The sequence below is a fragment of the Elstera litoralis genome (assembly GCF_000963705.1).
Lineage (GTDB): Bacteria > Pseudomonadota > Alphaproteobacteria > Elsterales > Elsteraceae > Elstera > Elstera litoralis.
Window position 1 is genome coordinate 1 of record NZ_LAJY01000385.1, and the last position, 3,560, is coordinate 3,560.

Annotated in this window: 1 protein-coding gene and 1 pseudogene; both read left to right on the plus strand. The window is 61.3% G+C overall.

Features of this window, described 5'->3' with window-relative positions:
• Positions 1–1,532: pseudogene (infB, locus tag VZ95_RS14110) on the plus strand (translation initiation factor IF-2); the annotation flags it as partial.
• 157 nt (positions 1,533–1,689) lie between these two features.
• Positions 1,690–3,369, plus strand: a complete 1,680-nt coding sequence (locus VZ95_RS14115) for a methyl-accepting chemotaxis protein (protein ID WP_052711776.1) — start codon at positions 1,690–1,692, stop codon at positions 3,367–3,369.
• Positions 3,370–3,560 lie beyond the last annotated feature (191 nt).

Here is a 3,560-nt window from a genome sequence, read left to right on the forward strand (position 1 = left end):
GCCGATCGCGATGGCGAATTGTTGGATCGCGGCCCGGTTGTTACTGTCATGGGTCACGTCGATCACGGCAAAACCTCGTTGCTCGATGCTTTGCGCTTTACCGATGTCGCAGGGCGCGAAGCCGGGGGCATCACGCAGCATATTGGTGCCTATCAGGTGAAGCTCGCCAGTGGCGCGAACATCACTTTCATCGATACGCCGGGCCATGAAGCCTTTACCGAAATGCGCGCACGCGGGGCAAATGTCACCGATATCGTCGTGCTGGTGGTGGCGGCGGACGACGGCATCATGCCGCAAACCGTTGAAGCCATTCGCCACGCCAAAGCGGCGGGCGTGCCCATCGTGGTGGCGATCAATAAGATCGATAAGCCCTCGGCCAATGTGGCCAAGGTGCATAACGAGCTGTTGCAGCATGAACTGGTCGTGGAAGCTTTGGGCGGCGATGTGATTGCGATTGAAGTGTCGGCGAAAGCCCGAACCAATCTCGATAAGCTCGAAGAAGCCATTCTGCTCCAGGCCGAAATCCTGGAACTGAAGGCCAATCCGAACCGCCCGGCCGAAGGCATCATCGTGGAAGCCAAGCTCGATCGCGGTCGCGGTCCGGTGGCAACCTGCCTTATCCAGCGCGGAACGTTGCGCGTTGGCGATATCTTCGTCGCCGGGTCGGAATGGGGCCGCGTTCGCGCTCTCGTCAATGACAAGGGCGAGCAGGTTAAGGAAGCCGGGCCGTCGGTTCCGGTCGAAGTGCTCGGTCTGCAAGGCACGCCGATGGCGGGCGATGAAATGGTCGTGGTCGATTCCGACGCCCGCGCCCGCGACGTTGTGCAATATCGTCAGCAGCGTCGCCGCGATGCCGATGCCAAGCGCGGGGCGCGCGGTACGGTCGAACAGATGCTGTCGCAGATTGCGGCGGGTGAAGCCAAAGAACTGCCGATTGTTATTAAGTCGGACGTACAAGGCTCGCTCGAAGCCATCATCGCCTCGATCGGTCGTCTCTCGACGGCGGAAGTTACGACGCGGATTCTCTCGTCCGGCGTCGGCGCGATTTCGGAAAGCGATGTGACCTTGGCCCGCGCTTCGGGGGCGATGATTATCGCTTTCAACGTGCGCGCCAATGCCCAAGCCCGCGAATTGGCCCGCCGCGACAATGTCGAGATCCGCTACTACTCGATCATCTACAATGTGGTCGATGACGTAAAAGCGGCGCTCTCGGGCATGCTCGCGCCGGAAATGCGCGAAAACTTCCTGGCTACGCCGAAATCCGCGAAGTCTTCCAGCTTACCAAGTCGGGCAGCGTTGCGGGTTGCATGATTACCGAAGGTCTGGTGAAGCGCGGCAACAAGGTTCGCCTGCTGCGCGACAATGTGGTTATCCACGAAGGCACGCTGAAAACGCTCCGCCGCTTCAAGGAAGAAGTGAAGGAAGTGAGACAGGGCTTCGAATGCGGTATGGCCTTCGATAATTACAATGATCTTAAGATCGGCGACATGATCGAATGCTTCGAAATCGTCGAAGAAGCCCGCACGCTCTAGCGCGCACAGTGGTTTGAAACGGGATCAAGGGGAGGCGAAAGCCTCCCCTTTTTTCGTGTCCCGGCGGCTGGCGCGAGTATTGCTTGACCGACTGGTCAGGTTGGGCGTTTGCCGCCGCCCTATTCCTCGCACCCCGTTAGGCAAGAGGAGCGGAACGATGAAAATTGGTCAGAAAGTTGTGGGCGTCGTCGTCTTCCTGTGCGTGCTGATCGGCGGCATGGTTGGGCTTGCCGTGGCCACGCTCAGCGACGCGACCGACCGCTTTGAAGTCGTGTCCCAGGCGACCCAGCAGGTTTATTCGGCGGGCCGGGCCACGTCGCACCTGCTCTCCTTCGCGCGCACGGTGGAGTATATGCCGTTGGATTTGCAAAGCGGCGACCGGGCGGCCTTCGAAGCGGCAGCTTCCGACGAATTGGGGCGGCTGCGCGAGCGGCTGGAACAGTTGGAGCGCAATGCGGCGGACCCCGACGATAGAACCGCCGTTACCGAGTTTCGCGAGCGTCTCGATGTGTATGAAAAAGCCTATTTATCGATCATCACTCTGACTAAAGACGGGGCAACCGAAGGCCGGGCGCAAGCGCAGGAAGCGGTAATGGCGCAACGGCGCGTGGTGGCGGCGCTGCGGCGCAAGATGACTGAGATCGAAGACCGTAATAATAAGATCGTCAACGCCTCGAAAACCGATTTCCGCGTCTATGCCGGCGAGGCCGACACGGCGCTGAAAGGCTTCGGCATCGCCGGGATGGCGCTCGGGCTGCTCGGCTCGCTACTCGTCGCCCGGCGCGGCATTACCGGCCCGCTGGCGCGGATCACCGATGCGATGGGCCGCGTGGCCGGGGGCGATCTGACCCTCGAAATCCCTGGCCTGAAGCGGCGCGACGAGTTGGGGCGGCTGGCCGACGCGCTCAATCGCTTTAAAGCGCAGGCCGAAACCAATCTGCGCCTCGAAGCCGACCGCCGCGCGGCGGAAGCGCGCGCGACCGACGACAAGCGCCGCGCTATGCTGGGGCTCGCCGAACAGTTCGAGCAGAGCATCGGCGCATTGGTGCGCGAAACGCTGGAAGCGTCGGAAGGCTTAGGCCAGCGCGCGCAGGCCCTATCGCAAACGGCGGAAAGCGCGGCGCGGCAGGCGTCGGAAGCCGCATCGGCGGTCGATCAAACCACCAGCAATGTGCAAACGGTGGCGACGGCCACTGAAGAGCTGAGCTGCTCGATTTCCGAAATCACGCGGCAGGCCAGTCAATCGGTCATTCTGGCGGAAGAGGGCGTGCAAGCGGCGACCGCGACCAGTGAAACGATTGGCACTTTGGCCGAAACCACGGGCCGTATCGGCCATGTCGTTCGGCTGATCCAAGAGATTGCCGAGCAAACCAATCTGCTGGCGCTGAATGCAACCATCGAAGCCGCGCGCGCGGGCGATGCGGGCCGGGGCTTTGCGGTGGTTGCCGGGGAGGTGAAAAGCCTCGCCAGCCAAACCGCGCGGGCGACCAGCGAAATCCAAACTCAAATCGCCGCCATTCAAGCCGAAACCGGCTCCGCCGTGGCGATGGTGACGCAAATCTCCGACGTGATCCGGCGCATGAACGACCTCAGCACAACCGTTGCCGCTGCGGTGGGCCAGCAGGGGGCTGCCACCGGCGAGATCGCCCGCAATGTGCAAGAAGCCGCCGCCGGAACCGATATCGTGACGAATAACGTTAACCGCATGCAGGGCGCGGCCAATGATACCGGCTCCGCCGCGCAAGCGGTAAGTTCCGCCGCCGATGGGCTGAGCCGAACCGCGTCGCATCTCGACCAAGCGGTTGCGGTGTTTTTATCGTCCATTCGCGCGGCATAAGCGCTTTTTTCGGCGGCAATCCCAGCGACGAAGATACATATGTCTAACAAATTTGACCCATCTCCGGCATCGGGGAGGGGTCTTTTTGTCTGTATGATTTCTGGAATTTCCCGAGAAGACACTGTGTATACTCTTGAGGGGCGATGCGCAGTTTATGTCGATGCGCGTGGGTAGGCGATTGAATTAATTGA

What these genes read in the sequence shown, in the direction of transcription:
- VZ95_RS14115 (WP_052711776.1), top strand. Translation starts at nt 1,690, where the DNA reads ATGAAAATTGGTCAGAAAGTTGTGGGCGTCGTCGTCTTCCTGTGCGTG.